This is a genomic window from Deltaproteobacteria bacterium (genome assembly GCA_019308995.1).
In the GTDB taxonomy this organism is placed as follows: Bacteria; Desulfobacterota; Desulfarculia; order Adiutricales; family JAFDHD01; genus JAFDHD01.
The window spans coordinates 1-19,682 of record JAFDHD010000059.1 but is presented as its reverse complement, the minus strand read 5'-3'; the positions used below and the strand labels follow the sequence as shown (position 1 = coordinate 19,682).

General features: G+C 50.5%; 15 protein-coding genes. 5 read left to right on the top strand and 10 right to left on the bottom strand.

The features are described from left to right. From JRI95_10755 to JRI95_10720, 8 genes are all read right to left on the bottom strand, one after another. The coding region (locus JRI95_10755; protein ID MBW2062026.1) for a single-stranded-DNA-specific exonuclease RecJ at positions 1-310 on the bottom strand (310 nt) is incomplete at its 3' end. Positions 311-1,458: 1,148 nt separating this feature from the next. Next, on the bottom strand, positions 1,459-2,529 hold the full coding sequence (locus tag JRI95_10750) for a 1-acyl-sn-glycerol-3-phosphate acyltransferase (protein MBW2062025.1): 1,071 nt from the start codon (positions 2,527-2,529) through the stop codon (positions 1,459-1,461). A 97-nt stretch (positions 2,530-2,626) separates the two neighbouring features. After that, a complete protein-coding gene (gene mtaB, locus JRI95_10745; protein ID MBW2062024.1) occupies positions 2,627-3,931 on the bottom strand; it encodes a tRNA (N(6)-L-threonylcarbamoyladenosine(37)-C(2))-methylthiotransferase MtaB in 1,305 nt (434 codons plus the stop codon). A gap of 108 nt (positions 3,932-4,039) precedes the next feature. Then, complete coding sequence (locus JRI95_10740; GenBank protein ID MBW2062023.1) at positions 4,040-5,809, bottom strand: hypothetical protein; 1,770 nt, start codon at positions 5,807-5,809, stop codon at positions 4,040-4,042. Continuing rightward, positions 5,790-6,551 carry a hypothetical protein gene (locus JRI95_10735; GenBank protein MBW2062022.1) on the bottom strand — a complete coding sequence of 254 codons (762 nt, stop codon included), beginning with the start codon at positions 6,549-6,551 and terminating at the stop codon, positions 5,790-5,792. The genes JRI95_10740 and JRI95_10735 overlap by 20 nt, the downstream gene beginning before the upstream one ends. 50 nt (positions 6,552-6,601) lie before the next feature. Continuing rightward, a complete protein-coding gene (locus JRI95_10730) occupies positions 6,602-8,005 on the bottom strand; it encodes a L,D-transpeptidase family protein (GenBank protein MBW2062021.1) in 1,404 nt (467 codons plus the stop codon). A gap of 12 nt (positions 8,006-8,017) precedes the next feature. After that, a complete protein-coding gene (locus JRI95_10725; protein MBW2062020.1) occupies positions 8,018-8,677 on the bottom strand; it encodes a hypothetical protein in 660 nt (219 codons plus the stop codon). 79 nt (positions 8,678-8,756) lie between these two features. Then, the gene (locus JRI95_10720) at positions 8,757-10,058 is read right to left on the bottom strand and encodes an adenylosuccinate lyase (protein ID MBW2062019.1); all 1,302 of its coding nucleotides are present in this window, start codon (positions 10,056-10,058) and stop codon (positions 8,757-8,759) included. 212 nt (positions 10,059-10,270) lie between these two features. Here JRI95_10720 and JRI95_10715 point away from each other — a divergent pair, with 212 nt between their 5' ends. The 5 genes from JRI95_10715 (at position 10,271) to JRI95_10695 (ending at position 19,225) form a co-directional block, all read left to right on the top strand. Then, positions 10,271-11,323: an aminopeptidase P family protein gene (locus JRI95_10715; GenBank protein MBW2062018.1), complete on the top strand. Its 1,053-nt coding sequence runs from the start codon at positions 10,271-10,273 to the stop codon at positions 11,321-11,323. A gap of 117 nt (positions 11,324-11,440) precedes the next feature. After that, on the top strand, positions 11,441-15,190 hold the full coding sequence (locus tag JRI95_10710) for a diguanylate cyclase (GenBank protein ID MBW2062017.1): 3,750 nt from the start codon (positions 11,441-11,443) through the stop codon (positions 15,188-15,190). A 161-nt stretch (positions 15,191-15,351) separates the two neighbouring features. Then, complete coding sequence (locus JRI95_10705) at positions 15,352-16,221, top strand: HDOD domain-containing protein (protein MBW2062016.1); 870 nt, start codon at positions 15,352-15,354, stop codon at positions 16,219-16,221. Positions 16,222-16,522: 301 nt separating this feature from the next. Next, positions 16,523-17,956, top strand: coding sequence for an amidase (locus JRI95_10700; GenBank protein MBW2062015.1), 1,434 nt, complete (start codon positions 16,523-16,525; stop codon positions 17,954-17,956). Between the two features lie 180 nt (positions 17,957-18,136). Next, a complete protein-coding gene (locus tag JRI95_10695) occupies positions 18,137-19,225 on the top strand; it encodes an MBL fold metallo-hydrolase (protein ID MBW2062014.1) in 1,089 nt (362 codons plus the stop codon). A 63-nt stretch (positions 19,226-19,288) separates the two neighbouring features. Here JRI95_10695 and JRI95_10690 read toward each other — a convergent pair whose 3' ends face one another. Together JRI95_10690 and JRI95_10685 are read right to left on the bottom strand one after the other, a co-directional pair. Further along, positions 19,289-19,444 carry a hypothetical protein gene (locus tag JRI95_10690; protein MBW2062013.1) on the bottom strand — a complete coding sequence of 52 codons (156 nt, stop codon included), beginning with the start codon at positions 19,442-19,444 and terminating at the stop codon, positions 19,289-19,291. A 73-nt stretch (positions 19,445-19,517) separates the two neighbouring features. Then, a partial coding sequence (locus JRI95_10685) for a hypothetical protein (GenBank protein ID MBW2062012.1) occupies positions 19,518-19,682 on the bottom strand: 165 nt, incomplete at its 5' end.

Genomic DNA, 19,682 nt, shown 5'->3' with positions numbered 1-19,682 from the left:
CGTCAAGTTTTTGAAAAAAATCCGCAAGCAGGGCCGTAGCGGTCAGACCGTCGGCATCATAATCGCCATAAATCGTTATCCGTTCCTTGGCCTTCAGCGCCTGAAGCAGCCGGTCTGTTGCTTTATCAATGTCCGGTAAAAGAAAGGGGTCAGGCAGGTCCCTCAAGCTCGGGTTCAAGAAGGCCCGGGCTGACTCTGGATCATACATCCCCCGACTGATCAATATGGATGCCAGCAGGGGAGGTAAATCAAGGTCATGGACCAGCCTTGAAGCCGTTTCAGATTCTACCTGCTCTATTCTCCACTTCACCGCCGCAAGAGTTACCTCAACTTCTGGGTTAAGCAGACTATATCATGACCCCGGCCCTGTTAGTCAAGATGGTTTCAGGCCTCAAAAGCAGCGCCTCACTACCCGGACCTCCCTGGCGGCAGCGGAATAAAGACAGGGAGCTGAAACCAAACGCCTGACGGCCTCCCCGGGGGGTCCTGCTTTTTCTTAAATAATTTGTGTTAGATAAGGTCCTCAAGATAACGTTCCGAGTGAAAATTGAAGCTCCCTGCTGCAAGCAGCAGGGAATCTTCCAAATGTAAGGTAAGTTGGACCATTTTAATTTTGCTCGCTAACCCCGCACCAAGCTGCGGGGAATGCGCTCGCAGGCATTTTCAAGGATCGCTTCGTCGCTGTCGCTGTTCGCGGGTGAATTTTATTACAATATCAATAGCATGTCATTGCGAGTCCTAGGCATTCACTCCGGATAGGCTCCGCCAGGCAATCCCTTTGTTGGGGTCCCCTTAACAGGTTTATCAGAATGTTATTTTGTTAATGGCTCTAAACTCAATTACCTGTTCCAGCTCCGGAAGAATAGTGATTAAAAAATCACCCTTGCTAATCACCCATTCGGGTGATTACATTCATCTGTTCAATAATTATATTTATATAGAAATCAGGGCCTGTCTTTACGGACATCATGTTCTGATGAGACAGGCCCTGTCTATATATAATTTATAAAAGGGGATCAGTCTATTATGACAACTCATGAAATGCTAATCGGTTTAGGCGCCGATTATAAAACCTTAATAAAGAGATCACGCATCAGCAGGCCTGTTTCTTCGCGTGTTCGAACACGGTTGGATAAAGTGAAGCGCGCTTTACTGAGCGTAATAAATAAAAACCCTGATATCAGTATTGATTTCGCAGAAAAACCGTATATCCCTGACAGGGTCCAGGTAGAGGAAAGTTTCCCATACCGTTACGGCCCTTTAAACACACCCATGTCCCTGAAAGCATCCCTCCTGCTCATGTGGCCAATGTAATTTTAAGTTTTATAAAATTTTTCTAGATAATGGCAGGGCGGCTCAGGCCGCCCTGCTGATTTTTGACAAAAGCACGCCAGAAATAATTTAATTCTGATCATGAACCTTTTGGGGATGGGCCTATACTTGACAAATAAAAAATGATCATGACTCAAGATATCCATACTTATTCTTCACCGGGTTGGCATACATCTGAAGCATAAAGGGGCGCAGCTCCACCGGAGCCCGGTTCAGCCGATCCAGGAACTTTTTCCTGTCATCCGGAGGCACGTTAGAGTTGGTGTGATACAGCTCATCATAGGCAGTCAGATTGGTTGGCCAGAGCTTATAATTGGTGATTATCTGCCGGTCCAGTTCCTGAGTTACCGCCTTTACTTCCAGAAAATTTCCTTTTAGCGGAGGGCTAAAAGCAAAATGAACACGACCTTTATGACCTAAGATCCCCTTAATTATGGAATTTACGTCCTCATTAATTTCTTTTGCATAGCGATTATTATTTTGTTTTTTGATCAACAGTTCTTTGGCCTTTAGCTCGTCACAGGGGTCGTATTCATATGAAATGGAAACCGGCACGATGTTCAAGCGGTTAATGAAATCTGAAAGAGGAGTACGGGCTCTTTCCGATAGGTACAGCATGCTAATCAGGGCGGAATTGGTAAAATCATTCCCTTCTTTTGCCCTTCCCTCCCGCTGGGCGATCCAGATATGCTTCCCTTTTTGATTCTGTTGCCAAATGTAGGCTGACAGCTCCACGGATGCTTCAAGCTGCTCCTTTTTGGGGAGGTTTCTTTTTACAACGAAACAGTTGTTTATTCTGATTAGGTCTTTAACTAAAGGTGAGGTCAAAAGGTTGTCGCCTACGGCAATTTGAACAGATTTATACTGGTGGGTATCAATAGCGTAAATCGTCAATGCCGGATCGAGAACGATATCCCGATGGTTGGAAATAAACAAGAAACCCCGGTCGTTTTCTTCAGCTATTACTTCTATACCGCTGACGGTAAGATGGTCTATCGAAATATCACATATCCTTTTGAAAACCTTTCTCATGACGGTATCTTGCAGGTCTGCAGAATTTTCTATTGTATGAAATTCTGGCAGAACAGGGATGTCCAGCCTGCTGAAAATAGCATCCAGGATGGGAGTAGTGAGCAGCTCTTTCCAGACTCTCTTTACTTCATCATCATTATATGGCCTGATTTCTTCAAATAACATCTGAATGACATTCTTTCTGAGCCCGGTGATCTGGACGTAAAAGATTAGTCTTTGCTTATACGAATTTGGTCATGGAGTCAAGACCATGGCTGCAGTTTCAAACAAAATGTCCAAACATCCGGTTTCCCGGCCCCAGTTCAGTCAGCCTCACTGGCCTGATCTCACCAGCAGGCAAGGAGGCGTCAGTCATGAGCACCTGGATGTAATTATCAGTCAGACCCCGCGTTAGACCTGTCTCCCGATCTCTGGTATTTTCGATCAAAACAGGGCGCACCTGCCTTTGATGACGCTGATAAAAGGCCAACCGCTTGGCCCGCCCGACTTCACGCAGGAGAGCGGCCCGTCTTTTTATCTCTTTTATATCCACCTGTCCAGGCATCCGGGCAGCTAAAGTCCGGGGCCGCTTGGAATAAGGAAAGACATGAAGATAGGCCAGAGGCAGGCTTGAAACCAGGTCCCTGGTTTTTAAAAAGGCCTGCTCATCCTCGCCGGGAAACCCAACCATGACGTCCGCGCCCAGGCAGAGCTCGGGCCAGTCAGCAGTCAGAGAAAAAACTAAATTTTTAAAGAAATCAGAGGAATATGGCCGGTGCATCCGGTTAAGCACCTCATCGTCACCGCTCTGAAGAGGCAGGTGCAGATGCGGGCAAAAATGAGGGAAACGCCGAATCGTCTCAATCAATTGCGGTGTCACTTCATGCGGCTCCACAGAACTCAACCGAAGCCGCAGCCCGAATGATTCCTTCTCAAGCCGGTTTAGAAGACCGGTCAAACTGTTCGGCGTGGCTAAATCCAGCCCCCATGCTCCCAGGTGAGTCCCGGACAGAACCACTTCCGTATAGCCGGCCTTCTCATAGGCCTTCAGACCTTCAATAACTCGGCTCAGGCTCATGCTTCGACTCGGACCCCTGGCCAGAGGCACAATACAATAAGTACACCAGGCCGAACACCCGTCCTGGATACGAAAGAAGGCCCGGGTGCGATCAAAACCCGGAAAGCCCAGAGGAGGGACCCCATTTTCCGGCCTCAAAACAGAAACCTTGACTACGGGACCTGATTTGGGCTTCTCCTGAGGCAAGAAACGTAAAAACTCGTGTTTATATTCCTGTCCCAGGATCAGGATTACCCCTGGCAAATCCTTTAGTTCCTCCGGCCGTACCTGAGCATAGCATCCAACGACCACGCACCTTCCAAGCGGATTAGTTCGATGAGCCCGCCTGACCAGGGCCCGAGTTTCTAAATCAGCCTTCTGGGTTACAGTGCAGGTATTGATTACAGTCAAATCAGCGGCCTGGCCTTGAGGCGCCAGAACGTAACCGGCCTTGACCAGGGATTCAACCATGCCTCGAGATTCGTACTGGTTGACTTTACAGCCAAGTGTCAGGAGGGTAGCTGTGGGCATATCAAGGCTTCCTTCACTCAGATCGCCGTCCTGAATACGAAATTAACACCGAGGAATTTGGGAGGCAGGGTAAACTCTTGCAGGCCGCTAATCTTATGAATTCCTGGCTCACCCCGCTGTCAGGTGGATTTTACCCAAGGTCAGCCCCTCACGGGTGACAATTAGGGTTATCCCTCCCCTTCCAGTCTTAAAGGCCAGGAGGGCTTCAGGATGTTTTACCCAAACAACCTGACCATGCGCTCTGATCTTGGTCCTGTGGCCTGAAACAGCGTCAGTTTTAAGCCCCAGAACCTGAACCTGGTCGCCAGGCTGAATCCGGAGGGATTCCCCGTTATGAAGGCAGAGTCGCGGCCCGCCGTTTTGACGCAGGATTATATAGTCCAGTTTCGGCCTGTTCAGCCGAATCGTCATGCGAGCGAAAATCTTGGATTTTTTTTCCACCACAACGGCATAAATTTTTTCGGTCTTGGAAAGGCAATAGCGCTCCATCAGATCCTGAGCAGTATTAATGATAAAGCCCCGATCCTCACCCGTGTTTTTACGGCCCTTGGGCACAAAACCCTTGAAGTTCACAGCGACGCCTTTAGGCAGCGGGCTTCTCTCGGTAATCACATCCACGACCTTGACCAGATCTCCTTCAAAGGCTTCGAGGCATTCACCATTAGCTGCCAGGTACCTCCGGCCTTCAACCTCAAGGATAAAGAATTTTATGCGAGGTGAGCCGGGATGCGTGGGGCCCTTGCGGACGGCCTTGGCCTTGGGGTATAGAGCCAGATGAACACGGCCGAATTTTATATGATCTTTCTGGGCCATAATAATAGTCGGCCGGGTGATGGTGAAGCGCTGCCTGAAATCATTGATCGTGCCGACGCCTTTAATGTCAACCGAAAGACCGCGCTCATAATTAGCCTCAACATGCACGACTTCGATGGTATCGTTCTGGTGAAGGTACAGGGTCTTCTTGTCAGCCACAGCCACTGGGTCCCGGCCGTTCACTGAGATCACCAGGTACTTTAACTTGGGAGTATGGAGATAAACCCGCGGCTGTTCCGGTTCAAGACTGAAAATTTCCATGAAGGCATTTATGGCCAGATTGTGCTGACGGACTTTCATCTCAATGGAAGGTAGATTCTTGGAGGTCTCCACGCCGAAAGCAGGGATGCCATGTTTCGTCAGGGCGTAATACGTGGCTGAAAGGCGCTGCTCGGTGTAAGGCGAATCCTTTTCACCGGTGCGGGTGTCCATAAAATGGAAGTGGTATTTTGGATTTTCGATCTGGGCGTTGATGACCTCGATCACCTGTTCAGCCATTTTTTTCAAGTGGAGGGTCCGGCCAAGGGCAGGAGAATAATACTGCGCGCAATCGGCGATAATGGACTGGCCGTAACGCATGGGATTGGCTATTTTGCTGACATACCTCGGCCGGTAATATCCCCAACCATCGTGCAAATTGAGCAGGAAATCGCTTTCAGCAATGAGTTTTTTTAAAATCGTTACGATCTGGGCATCTGTATCATGTGTTGATTTCGGCCCAAACTTGCGATTCATATCGCCCTTAGCGCCGCGCTGAAACAGGAGAATCGAATAGAAATTAGCCCGAGGCACGACGATGAGGCTGCCTCGCTTCATACTAAAATCAGCATACAGGTCAGCCGAGAGGAACCCGCCAGGCTCGTTGCCTTGGATACCGCCGATAATCATCAGGGTCGGCCCCTGCTTCTGACCGTAGATCTTATAGACGTTTAGTTCGTAAGGTGTATTCTGAAAATAAATCAGATGCTCCCGCTGAGCTTCAACATCCTCAGGCAGGAGAAGAGGCAGAAGAATAGCCAGCAGCCCTAAAAAAGGAAACAGCCTCTCAAGACGTTTTTTTATCATCAGCCACCGTGATTGATTTTCTCAGGAGCAACTCTCCTTTGAAAGAGTATGCAAATATGGTGGCTAGGCTGAAGTCTTTGGCATTGCGCACCCTGTTGATCACACCCTTAACGATTTTTCCGTGCCGAATGGCAAACTGCTGGCCCCGGCGAAAATTACTCGGCGCGCCGTTAACCACCTTGATCGAAGCCGGAAAGCAGACAATTTCAGGAGGACTGACGCGGCGATTCTCTAAAATGACTATCATGTAACCCGAAACAAGATCAATCTCTTTAACGATCTTACGCAGGTTAAAGCTGAAGTTTATGACCTGGTTCGCCGCATCGGTCTTCAGAATCAGATCCGAGACATCAACCGGGGGTCCTTGCAGGGTTTCAGCGGGTTTCTTTTCAGCAGCCTTTGTCAGCGGCTTGGTTTCCGGGCGGGGTTTAGTTTGAGTTTTAAGCTTAGAAACGGTCCTCTGGGGTAAGCTTTTTTCAGCAGATGCCAAACGGCTGGTTGGTTCAGCCTGATTTAGTTCATCAATCAGGAGTTGATACTGACTGGCCAGTTGAGACTTGAGCTTATAATCATTCACCAGATGCGCCAGTCTAACGTTATTCTCGCGCAGGGCTTCATTCTCTACGTAAAGGTTCAGATAGTTGTTAATGATGATGATGGAAAAAATTACGAAACAGAACAGGAAAAGCGCGAAGGCCAGGAGATAACGGTACGAGACCCGCATGCTGTGGACCTTGCCCAAACTCCGCATGAAGATAAAGTGAATCTTTTCCTTTTCTTTCTGGTGAGAAACTATGGTTTTGCTCCTGCTCGAATTTGATCCCAGGACTCCTCCTTTATCCGCCATCCGTTGCCGTGTTTGACCAGAATCAGCTTCTTCAGACCGCGATCCTGGTACTGGTTGGAATGGAAGTCCTGGATAAAAGTCACCTCTGCCCGGGGCGCCTCAACCTTGACGCGGAGCTTTCGGACCCCGATGGATATCTCCCTATATTTCTCGAAGATGCGGTTTTTATAATCACGGTATCCGGCCAGATCCATATTCCGGTAACGGAAACCAGGGTGGTAGTGACTGATGTAGCCGTCAACATCTTTGTTGCGCCAATCTGCTAACCAGTGCTCCACAAGGCGACGAATCTTTTCCCTCTCCAAAATAGTCCTTGATCGAGCGGCTGCCTTGGAGGCAGTGGTGCTGAGGCTGGCCAGTCGGGCCTCTTGAATTACCTGATTCCGAACCAGAAGAGGCAAGGTTTTTTTAGGGTGGGTGGGTGGAAAAGGCGACCACACTTCGGCCATTATTCTATAGCCATCCTTGCCTTCATGCAGATAGAGACGCTTATTCCCGTTGCTTATGAAAGGCCCGCCTCTGTAATACTGTTTGAAAGTGGCCACGATCATACCCTGATGCTTAAAAATGCGGAGCCGCTTGACCTTTACATTGATCTTTCGATATTTCTGATTCAGGCGAGCCTTATGAGCCATCCAGGCGGTGTAGTTCATGCCGGAATTACTGCTGAAATCCTGAACATAGAGAGAGCGGTAGAGCTTGAAATCTTTCCGCTCCCAGGCGCTGCGCCAGGTCTCGATAAAGGTCTTGATCTGCCTTGCTTCTCTCTGGATGTCCCTGATATTTTTATACTCGATCTGATCGTAAATGATCAGCGGTGTGTTATGGAGCCGAATAATACTCTCCAGTTTTATGAGGTGAATATTTTTTAAGGCCACACAGCCGTTGGAATCCTGTGGGACCAAGGTTCGATTGGTCCCGTGCAGCCAGATCCCTTTGCCAGCTTTACCCAGGCGCCGATCCCAAAAATTCGGATAATCCATAGGGTAGGCCAAGACGCCGTATATATCAGCCAGCTCCCCTTTAATGAACTTGTTATTAAATAGGTAAAAACCTTCCGGCGTCTTTATGTCCCCCTCTTTCATCTTGTCTCCCATATTTTCGCCAGTGGAAACAGGGAAGGACGACCTCAGGTAAAAATGGCCCGCCTTGAATTTATAGAGGAAAAGACGCTGGGTTGCCTTCTCGACCACAAGGGAGTAAGAGTCTGCTCCTGAACCAGGTTCGATCAGAGCAGCCGGGACCTTTTGCAATGGGATTCCGGCGGTGGTCTTGGCCTGGACCGCAACCGATGCAAACAAAAAAATGACTGGTAAAACTATAAGTTTCGTGGCCTGGTCAATCCGCATCAGGATATATTTTCACTCTCTTAAGCTAAAAATCAGCCTGGCAGTGCCCAGAACACCTGTCTGAACCAGATGAAGGCTGGTGACGGACCGAGACAGCGGTACACTCTGAAATCGGACGCGATAGACCTCAACCCAGGGCGAAATATACGGGTAAAACTCCTTCAGTCGGACCTGTTCCTTCTTCAAGCTGCGGATCTCGATAGGGCTCTGCCGGTCCAGGCTCTCGCCCTCGAGGTAAACCCGCCATAGCGAATCTCGTGAATCCAGGTTGATCTTCTTTTTCTCCGCAGCATATACGGCCAGAATGAATTCCAGGCTTTTATCCGCCAGGGCCAGCTCATCCGCCAGCATCCTGGCCTTGGCCGCAGCGTCGAGATGGTAATCCTGAGCGTATTTTCTTACATAAGCTCGACAAAAATCAGCGGACCTGTAAGTAGCTGTAACCAGATATATGGTCTCAAAGCCACGGTAAACACGAGCCTCGGCTGTCCAACGTTTGAGGGCCTCTTTGTATGGCCCGTTACGGCTCTGTTTATAATTGTGAAAAGCGCCCCTGACTGAAACACAGCCTGCTACCAAAAACACGGTTAAAAAAAGGATAATGAATTGGTACTTATAAGTCTTTATTGAAGAGCTAGCCTGTTTTTTACCAAACATCTCAACCAAGTCCATAATCAATCATAAAACATATAAAGTATTTTTCTGGTATTTTCAAGGTCCTTGTCGCTGCACAGGTCAGAGGAAAACAAGATCAGCTTTCCGAGCCAAAGACCCGTTTAAAAATAGTATCAACATGCTTGAGATGGTAACCGATATCGAAGATGCTGGCAATCTCCTTGGCAGAAAGACGCTTAAGAATAGCCTTGTCCTCAAGCAGGAGCGCCTTGAAATCCAAGCCCTCGTCCCAGGCCCGCAGAGCGTTTCTTTGCACGAGACGGTAGGCCCGGTCACGGATGAGGCCCCTTTCTGTCAGGGCCAGAAGGACCTGTTGTGAGAAAAAAAGCCCTCCAGTTCGTTCCAGGTTCGCCTTCATCCTCTCGGGATAAACGATCAGGTTCTCGATAAGATCGGTCATACGTGCCAGCATGAAATCCAGCAGGATGGTGCTGTCCGGCCCGATGACCCTTTCCGCGGACGAGTGACTGATGTCCCTCTCGTGCCACAAGGCCACATTCTCCAAGGCAATCAAGGCATTGGCCCGAACGACGCGGGCCAATCCGGCGATGTTTTCCGAGCCAATAGGATTGCGCTTATGAGGCATGGCGGAAGAGCCTTTCTGTTTAATGCTAAAACGCTCCTCGACCTCCATAACCTCGGTCCGCGTAAGATGTCTGATCTCGACGGCTATTTTTTCCAGACTGGCTGCAATAACGGCCAGGGTGGTGAAGTATTCAGCATAACGGTCACGCTGGATAATCTGTGTGGAGGCCGGGGCCGGGGTCAGGCCCAATTTCAACATGGCCCGGGCCTCAACTTTAGGCGAAATATTGGCAAAGGTCCCCACCGCGCCAGAAATTTTACCATAGGATATGGTTTGACGGGCCCGGGTTAAGCGCTCCCGATTGCGGCGCATCTCATCATAAAACACCGCCAGCTTCAGACCAAAGGTGATCGGCTCGGCGTGAATGCCGTGGGAACGGCCGATCATGACCGTATTTTTATGCTCAAAGGCCCTTCGTTTGAGCGCCTCCAGGAGCCCGTCCACGTCTGCAACCAGGATATCTGCGGCCTTCTGAAGCAGCAGGGCCATGGCCGTATCAAGGATATCCGAGGAGGTCAGGCCCTGATGAAGAAAACGGGAAGCAGGACCGACATTCTCTTCGATATTGTCTAAAAAGGCGATGACATCATGTTTTGTCTCAGACTCAATCTTCTCGATACGCCGGACAGAAAACTTAGCCTTGGCCTTAATTTCAGCCACAGCCTTCGCCGGAATCAAGCCCTCCTCAGCCATGGCTTCGGCCACGGCCAACTCCACCTTGAGCCAGGCCTGGTATTTAGCAGGCTGCTTCCAGATGGCGCCCATCTTTGATCTAGTGTAACGCAGTATCATTATCTTAAGTGTCTTTGGAACGAATTTGCTAAAAAATTAACAGGCCTCTGGGAAATTGTCAAGAACTCTCACCACGTTAGCAAGGTAAAGTAATGAATGCCTGCTCCTCAAATCTCCGAGTAAACTGGAAATTCAAATGCACATTATGCTAAACTGAACTTATGACAATCCCAAAACAATATTCACAGCGGTTACGGCTCCTGCGGCGAGAGATGAAAAAGGCCGGCCTTTCAAGCCTCTGGATCGCTCGGCCGGAAAATCGGCGGTATCTTTCCGGCTTCACCGCTATGGATCCACAGCTTAACGAGACATCGGGAAGCCTGCTCATCACTCTTAGAAACCAGTATCTCCTGACCGATTCCCGCTATGAAATCCAGGCGGCCAGGGAGGCTCAAGGATACACAGTCGTGTGCTCTGGACCCGGCCCAATTCCTGCCTTGGCCCGGCTGGTTAAAAAAAACCGGATTGCCAAACTCGGTTTTGAAGGAGATCATGTCACGGTCACGACTCACCAAGAGTTGGCTGACTTGCTCAAGGGGGTGCAAACGGTTCCGGTTAACTATCTGGTAGAAAGGCTGCGCCTGATTAAAGACAGCCATGAGGTCAGGAAGATCGTGCGGGCGCTTCGCATAACCGAGGCCGCCTTGACTGAAACACTTAATTTCCTGCAGCCGGGCCGGACCGAAAAGGAGGCAGCCCGCTATCTGGAAGAGACCATGGTGGATTTAGGAGCCGAGGGGCCGGCCTTTGAAACGATCGTAGCCTCCGGGCCGAATGCGGCCCTGCCTCATGCCGTGCCTTCCGGCCGACGGATCAAGGAGTCGGAACCCGTCATTATTGATTGCGGCGCCAGGTATAAAGGCTATGCAGCCGACATGACTCGAACTGTTTTTCTAGGCCGTCCCCGCCTCTTGATGAAAAGAATTTATCAGGTAGTGCGCCAGGCTCAACTGATGGCGCTTCAAAACATCAAGCCCGGTCTGACGACCGGCCAGGCAGACGCTTACGCCAGAGATGTCATTGAAGCCGCGGGATATGGCCCCAACTTCGGCCACTCATTGGGCCATGGCGTGGGGTTGGCCACTCATGAAGCCCCCTCACTCTCTCAGACCCGACCGGTGGAACTGCTGGAAGGCATGGTCGTCACCATCGAACCAGGCATTTATCTCAAAGGCCGGGGAGGCGTCCGACTTGAGGAGATGGTTTTACTGAAGCAAAATGGATGCAGGCTATTAAACAAGGACCGAACCTTTTTTAACTTTTAATCTCTGAAGTAATCATCATTAAAATCAATTTGAATGGATGATAAAAAACTGTTGAATTAATTTCAGTTATATTTATTATGGGATTACACGATTTTTTAAAAATCGGGGCGAACTGACGTGAAATCTGACTCCACCAAAGACGGATCGAATAATCTTGATCAGAAGGACACCCTCTATTATTCCTCGGAAGCTCACAATCGAGCCCTGGTGGTTGACGACGATCCAAGTACCTGCGAAATCATAAAAAAAACCTTAACCAGCGTCGGGTATGAAATTGACACAGCCTTAACCGCCTCTGAGGCCCTGGATCTTTTCTCGCTCAAGGATTATGACGTTGTCATCAGCGATTGGAAGATGCCAAAGATGGACGGCATCGAGCTGATCAACCGTCTGAAACAGCAATCACCCTTTCTGGGTGCGATTCTCATGACCGGTTACGGGACTGAGGAAAGCGTCATTGACGCCTTTACGCGGGGAATGATCAGCTACTACCTGTCCAAGCCCTTTGAACTTGAAGAACTCCTGGAAACCGTATCCGCTGCGGTCAGGGAACGCAAGCTCATGCTCAGCACACGGGCCTTCCGCGAGCGTATGGAGAAGGAAATCATTCAGGCCACAGAGGAACTTGAGCGTAAGAACATACTTTTACAGGACAAGCATGCAGAGGCTGAAAACCTTTTTAAAAAGCTCCAAGTCCACCAGGGGGAAATTCAAGAGACTAAAGAGTATCTGGAAAACCTTATCGAAAGTTCTGTAGACGCCATCATCTCAACGAACAAGGACTATGAGATAAATTTATTCAGCCTCGGTGCGGAAGAGATGTTCGGTGGCAAGGCCAAGGACTATCTGGGCAGGCCGGTTGAGACTCTTTTTATGCGCGGCCAGAAGGAGCTGAATCGAATACTCAAACCTCTCCGCGACGAAAAACGAGTCACGAATTACGAAGCTGAAGCGCGCACCGCGCATAGCAGTCATTTTTTTGCTGGCATTTCGGCTTCCAGACTCCGCCACAAAGGAGAGAAGCAGGGTCTGCTCTTTATCATCAAAAATATTACCGAACAGAAAAGGCTTGAAGAAGAACTCAGGGCCAGCAATCTTATTCTGGAAAGGTTGTCAATCACCGACGGCCTAACCCAGCTTTTTAATCACCGTCACTTTCAGGAACGCCTGGCCGGTGAATTCGATCGAGCCCTTCGCTTCGAGACCCCTCTTGGCCTGATTATGCTTGATCTTGACAACTTCAAGCAGGTCAACGATACCTGTGGTCATCAGATCGGCGATAAGGTTTTGGCCCAGACGGCCGAACTGATCCGCCAGTCCATTCGCAACGTTGACATACCGGCCCGTTATGGCGGGGAGGAGTTTGCCATCATTCTTCCTCAGACCAACCTCTCTGATTCCGTCCAGGCCGCAGAAAGAATCAAGGGTTCTCTCGAACATTTTCCCTGGAGCCAGGATATCGCTAGAGGCATCAGTATCACTGCCAGCGTCGGCCTGGCTGGATTCCCTGAATCCGGCGCCGAGTCCGCCATGAACCTGATCCGGCACTCTGACCAGGCGCTTAACCGGGCCAAGCAGATTGGGAAGAACCGCATTGTCATCGGTCGTGAAGAGGGTTTCGAAGCCATCGGCGGAGGTGAACGTCTAACCCAGTCTGAAAAACATGCTATTTTGCGACGAGTCAGCCAGACACTGCGCACCACCCTCAACCTTGAAGAAGTTCTGGATTATTTCCTTCAAGAAACAACCGTCGCTTTGGGAGAAAGTCAAAGCAGGCTGCCTTGCTCGATCATACTCACCGATGAGAACCTGCAACTAAAATCTCAAGCCGCGATCAACATGAACAAAAAACGGAAAGCTGATTTTGAATTCAGCACCCAAAAAGTGATTGAGGCAGGAAAGTACCAGATCTTTCCCGATAAGAAGAATCACGGGCCGACCAGCTCGTTCCCCATCATTATTGCGACGCCCGAAGGCCTGGAGGAAGTGGTCGGCGTGATTAACATTGGGATGATGCCGCCTGATCTTGATTTTATTCAAGACCTGGTCAATCACGCGGCCCTGGGCATTAAAAACGCCAAGTTATATCGGGAAATGGAACTGTCCAAGGCTGCTTTGGAGAAAAAAGTCAATGAGCTGACGTTTCTCTCCCTCATGGGGATGACCCTTCAGCGCAACGCCCAGACCATGAAGCACTTTGAGGTGGAGAACCGGAAATTGATCACGCGGTGCGTGGCTCAGATCGGGTTCAAGAAAGTTATATGCTTCGATTATGATGAAAAGAGCAAGGTTTTATCCGCCGGCGTTGACAGCAGCTTTCACGGAGAAGTACAGCAAAAAATCATATCTCTTTCCGGGCTTAATAAAAAAAGCCCCCTGGGTAAGGCCTTGGCCAAGCTGAAAGATTACAGGAATATACCAATCCTCTCACTTACAACGGACAAGGAAATTAACCCCAGGGACCGCGAGGTTTTCGAGGCTCTGGGGATTACTTCCGGCGAAACAGCCATCGCCCCGATAGTTAAGAAAGACGGAATCAAGGGACTGATCTTTGCGGTTAAGGAGACTATCCTGCCCGAAGACATGGAATCCCTGTCTATCTTTGTCCTTCATGCCAGCCTGATCATGGATAATCTCAATCTGTCAGCTATGTATCAGGACAAGACCTATCGGCTGTCGCTTCTCCATGAAATGGGTATAAAATTGTCCACCGCGATCACCCATGAAGCCCGGCAGAAGATGGCTCAGCAAACTCTGGAAAGGATGATCGAAGTACTCCAGGCCGATGAGATATCCATCTATTCATACTTACCTGAAACTCAAACCCTGAAGTTGATGGCCTTTACCTCTGCCACCGCTGACCCGGATCAGCAGCCGGTGCAGGAGATCAGTGTTGATAAAAGTAAGGTCATGGGCCGAGTCATCAAGAAGACCCTCGAATCCGACCGGTCTGAGCCTGTTGTTATTCCAAACATCAAAACCTATTTGAAGGCCAGGCCCAAAAAACGATACGCCACAAACAGTTATATGGGTGTGCCGCTTGTCATGGGCGGGCGTCTTCTTGGTGTGATGAATGTGACAGACAAACAGAACCGGACCGGTTTTACTCAGGATGATGAAGACCTGGCCCGCACTTCAGCCGGGATGCTGGGCTCGGCCCTGTATAATCACTACCTTTTATATCGCCTTCAAAACCAAGCCTTGGAAGCGTTTTACCAGCTGATTCAGGGCAGGGAATCTCTCGAAGGTGACGCAAGAGCGGGCCATTCCGCCCGCGTGGCTACCCTGGCTCTCGGGCTGGCCCAGGCCATGGGTCTTGATGAGCAAGAAATCGAAAAGATTCGCCGGGCTGCCTTGCTTCATGACATCGGGAAGTTCAAGATCGGTGATGGGGAGGTCTCCTATAAAGAACATCCCCAGGCCGGGGCCGAAGCACTGGGCGACTGGCTGAGTGACCTGCGTCCCGGGATACTCAGCCATCATGAACGGGAGGATGGACAGGGATTCCCCAACAATCTCGCTGGCCCTGATATCCCCTTGATGGCCAAGATCATCGCAGTGGCCGATAGATTTGATATTCTCTATCTGGCTCATAAACCGGGGAAGCGACCTCCCTTGGCTGACGTTCTCCTCCAGATCATAAGGGAGACCGGAAGCCGCTTTAACCCCGAGGTGGTGGAAGCCCTCCTCCGGGCGCTCATGACGGGCAGGCTCAAGATTAAAAACCGGCCCATCGGCGCAGGATCAAGGTCTTACAAAACCCTGGCCAAACATCTAGCCGACCCGGGTAAAAAGAAAATATCTCCCCGCATAAGTCCCCGGGTGAGGAAACGTTTTTTAACATTAATTGCTGAACCAACCCTGTAAAAAGTTTAAAATAAGAGAAGGAACCATTTCGTGACCAAGAAAGAGAAAGAGCTTTTAGAGCGTATTGAAAAACGGTTTGCCCGCCATAAAGGCGATAAGATCATGGCAGCCTTAAAAGAAATCTCGACGCGTTACCTGACCAGGCAATTGCAAAGCCGTAAATGAATAAGCCCCCTAGAAAGATTTTTAATAAAATTATTGGCCGCATGAAAGGGCTGCCTTCGCTACCAGGGGCGGTGATCGCCATCCTGGATGTCCTCAATAACCCAGAATCTTCTGCTCAGGAACTGTCCAAGGCCCTGCATTATGATCAATCCATAGCCTCCCGCGTTCTCAAGCTGGTCAACTCGGCCTTTTTCGGCTTCCCGCGCCAGATAGACACCCTCAGTAAGGCCGTCACCATTCTGGGTTATACCTCCATTCACAATATCATCCTGGCGACGACCATTTTCGACACCTTCAACAAGGGGCCGCAGAGCCGGTCACTGAATCGAAAGCGTTTTTGGCAGCATGCCTTGGGATGCGGGGCGGCGGCTCAAACCATCGAGTCCAAGCTCAGTATGAGAAATGCTGAAGAGGTGTTTTTAGCCGGCGTGCTCCACGACATTGGCAAAGTCATTCTGGACGTCTATCTCCACGATGAATACGCTGAAGTCTTGGAATTGGCTCAAAAGGAGAACCTGCTGCTAGTTGAAGCCGAAAAAAAAGTCCTGGGAGCCACCCATGCCGACTTCGGGTATTGGCTGGCCGAGAACTGGAATTTGCCTTATAACCTCACTGCGGCGATCGCTTATCATCATAATCCGTCCAAAAGCAAGGACCATTTTATCATGGCCAGCCTGGTCCATATCGGGGACATTCTGACCAAGGCCTTAGAAATAGGTCATGGCGGAGATGATTTCATTCCGGCCATCAATCGCCAGGCATGGACTACCCTCCGTCTGACACCGGATTTCATTGAAAGCCTGATTCCTGAGTTTGAGGAAAAACTCGAGCAGGCCCAGGCCTTCCTTCCTGATAACTCCTCTTGAGAAACAGCGCCAAGTCCCTGTTGGCGGCGCTATCTTCCTGGAGTTTCAGCCCGGATATATGGGGATATCTTGATATTCCTTTTTTATTTTCCCGCCATGAAAACGCAACAAATTAATCTTCTTCATCCTGGACAGGTTGATCGAGGGTATGCTAACCTTTACTTTACAGAACTGGGCTCCTAATCTTTAAGCCAAGTTTAAAATAGCTGCGAAACCCTTTGAAATCAGGAGAGCGCCTGGCATGGCCGGAATTAAAAACCAACGTTTTTTGATTTAAACCGCCAAAAAAAGGGGAAGGCGCATGACCATTTCTGATGAATTGGCCTTTATGGATGCCACCGGCCAGGCCGAGCTGGTCCGGAAAGGTGAGGTCGAACCGCTTGAGCTTGTGGATACGGCTATCGAGCGAATCGAGCGTCTGAACCCGACTCTCAATGCGGTCATTACGCCGATGTATGAAACGGCGCGGGTTGCGGCCACGAGCGAGTTGCCTGAGGGGCCTTTCACCGGTGTGCCCTTTCTTCTTAAAGACCTGGTGGCCGAATATGCCGGGGTGCGCCTGACTGCCGGTTCAGCCTTTTTGCAGAACTTTACTCCTGGCCATGACAGTGAGCTGGTGGCTCGACTGAAACGAGCGGGCTTGGCTATCATCGGCAAGACCAATACGCCTGAGTTTGGTATTCTCCCCACAACCGAACCTCAACTGTTCGGTCCATGCTGCAATCCATGGGATACGAATCGAACCCCGGGCGGCTCCAGCGGGGGCTCAGCCGCGGCTGTGGCCTCTGGCATGGTTCCGATGGCTTATGCGAATGACGGCGCCGGGTCTATCCGAATTACGGCCTCATGCTGCGGTCTGTTCGGCCTTAAGCCGACCCGGGCCCGGAACCCGCTCGGCCCTGAATACGGCGAGATTTTATTCTTCCTTTTGACTGAACATGCCTTGACGCGCTCGGTGCGGGACAGCGCCTCTCTGCTGGATGCAACCTCCGGACCCGACCCGGGTGATCCGCTTTGGGCCCCATTACCCAGGCGCCCATTCATCGAGGAAGTAGGAGCAAGCCCGGGAAAGCTTCGCATTGCCTTTTCCTCCAAGGCGCCCACCAATGTCACTATTCACCCTGACTGCGTTGATGCGGTTCAAGACGCGGCCAGGCTCTGCGGCGACTTAGGCCACGAAGTTGTAGAAGCCGCCCCCACTATTGACGGTGAAGTTTTAGCGCAGAATTTCAGTTTCCTCTGGTCAGTCCTCCCGGCCTGGACCATTGACTACTGGGCCCGTCGGACTGATCAGAAGCCTTCACCAGGCCAGTTCGAAGGGCTGACCTGGGCGATGTATGAATATGGCTCCAGGCAAAGTGCGGCCAATTATATGAATGCCTTGCAGGCCCTCCAGAAAGTGGCGCGCGGTGTGGCTTGTTTTTTCACCAACTACGATGTCTGGCTCACCCCGGCTCTGGGCGAACCGCCTGTGGCTTTGGGTTCCTTTGACTCGCCTCCAGAAAGACCCCTTCAGGGGCTTTCTCGTTCGGCATCGTTTACACCCTTCGCTTCAATCAGCAACATCACGGGTCAGCCGGCCATGTCCGTACCGCTGTATTGGGACGACAGCGGCTTACCGATCGGCGCCCAGTTCATTGGCCGTTTTGGTGACGAAGCGACCCTCTTCCGTCTGGCGAGGCAGCTTGAAGAGGCGCGGCCCTGGGCCGAACGCCGGCCGCCCGTGTCAGCCTGATGCCTTGAGAACCCGCAGTGCGCCATCGTCTGGCCCCTTGACTCGCCTTCTGTTCCTGGCTGTTTTGCGGGGAAGGTTTTTAAACCTGACCCCAATCTATTTTAACCTTGTATTTTTGAGTATTTTTGACAACTGCCTTTGCTTCTGATAAATCTCATTAAAAAATTCAGGTAGTAACCCATGAACCTTAAAGGCAATCTTCTCAAGCCCACCCAGACGCTAGGCAGCGGACGGGTGCGGCAGTTTATTCTTCAGGACCGCAAAACACGCATCACCCAGATCACCACCTTCTGTCCGGATATCATCGGACCCGGCCCGACCCACCTTGACCTGATTGAGGACGAGGCTTTAGTTCTTCTGGACACCGGCATTCCAACCGGGCTGGCCAAGAAATTTTTTTACGGCGCCCGCAGTCAGACCATTCCCTCTGAAGTTCAGTCCCTTCCTGATGATTACAGCAGGCAGGAACTTCTGGAAGGCCTGAAGCTAGCCGGTTACTCCATCAAGGACATTGATCTGCTGGTTATCTCCCACGGACATCCGGATCATTTTTTCATGGGCCGCTGGATCTCGGACCAGGCCGGGTGCCCTGTAACGGCTCACGTCCTGGACACCTCAGATATCTGCAACCCCTGGGAGATGCTCGAGATGTGGCTCCATCTCCGAAATCGAACCCAGGCCATGGGGATGCCGCAGCCTCGGGTGACGAACATCTCTCCAGGCTTAGACTTTGAAACACTGGGCCCAGAGGCTGCCGGTTTTTCAATGACATTGAATTTTCCCATCAGCCAGGACGGCCCTCTCAAATTGAACAATGCACGGTTCAAGAATATTGAGGTTAAACACCTCCCTGGACACTCACCCGGCGGAATAGGTTTGATCGTTGGCCAGGAAGGGAGCGAAAAGGTCCTGCTCTGCGGCGACGTACTCCTGACTCCCATCACCCCTCACCCTGACGACCTCCTGACCTACCTCCGGACCCTGGAAGACTTGAAAAACCTGGAAGGCATCGTCCTCGCTCTTCCAGCTCATGGCAAGGCGATTAAAAACATCAAGGCCCGCGTCAGTTTTTTACAGAGATACCATCATAAACGCCTGAAAATCACTTACAAAGCTTGCAGGAAACCCTGTTCAGTCTGGGACATCGCCACGCTGCCCGGCTATTTCGACATTCCTGTTGATCCTAAAAAATTCAATCCATTAGCCGGAAGCGAGGCCCTGACGCATATCGAAATCCTGCACATGGTTCAGGGGGGTTCAGGGGCTTGAGCGGGTGAGCATTCAAAACGGCGTGCATTTTTTTAATAATACAGGTGAGCCTTTTGAGGATGTTTACGAACGGGTCTTGGAGATGGTCAGGGACCGAGACAAGAATCCAATAATGCGATACTGACCGGCCGCAGGAAATGGCGGGCTTAACATCTTTGACCTGGCCGGGATAAAGGATTTATCCATCAAAATCGCTCCGAGCGGTTCATCAATCTGCATTTCGTCTGTTTAAAATTCAAGCTGCGTCTTGCCGCTGACCCTTTTTAGAAACCTCAATCAAAACCTCAAGGCCTTATTTATCCTCAGCAGAACGGAAACCGGTATTCAGGCCAGCGGGCAGGCGACGAAGATCATTCAATTTACTGTAAAAAGACACGCCGCCCAGGTCACTATCAAAAAGCCGCGCCAGAAACGGCTGCACAAAAACGGTATCATGCGGTGGAATCAAAAAACCTGG